Source organism: Neisseria sp. P0018.S001, from assembly GCF_051957355.1.
Lineage (GTDB): Bacteria > Pseudomonadota > Gammaproteobacteria > Burkholderiales > Neisseriaceae > Neisseria > Neisseria subflava_A.
In genome coordinates this window covers 1-389 of record NZ_JBQCWN010000087.1, presented here as the reverse complement: position 1 = coordinate 389, position 389 = coordinate 1, and the positions used below count along the sequence as shown (strand labels likewise).

The 389-nt window shown below is 49.6% G+C and carries 1 protein-coding gene; it reads right to left on the bottom strand.

Annotated features, from left to right (window positions below; translation table 11 throughout):
- On the bottom strand, positions 1–389 hold a 389-nt coding region (locus ACTHTJ_RS10960; protein WP_440361018.1), incomplete at both ends, for a transposase.

The following is a 389-nucleotide window of genomic DNA, read 5'->3' as shown; positions in this document are numbered from 1 at the left end:
TCATGGGCATTGGCAGGGGTAATGTGCAGTTTCTCAATATAGCCTTCCGCATCGGTACGGGTATGTTGTTTGTAACCGAGTTTGTAGAGGCCGCTTTTCTTTATCCAACGGGCATCGCTGTCTTTACTCGGTGTGGTTTGGCTGCTGACTTGTCCTTCTTCATCGACTTCTATGGCCTGACGCTGTTTGCTGCCGGCGGTCTGAATAATGGTGGCGTCAATGACGGTGGCAGATGCTTTCTCTACTTTTAGGTTTTTTTCGGTCAGTTGTCGGTTAATCAGTTTTAGCAGTTCAGACAGGGTGTCGTCTTGCGCCAGCCAGTTGCGGTAGCGGCATAAGGTGCTGTAATCGGGGATGCTCAGTTCGTCAAAACGGCAAAACAGGTTGAA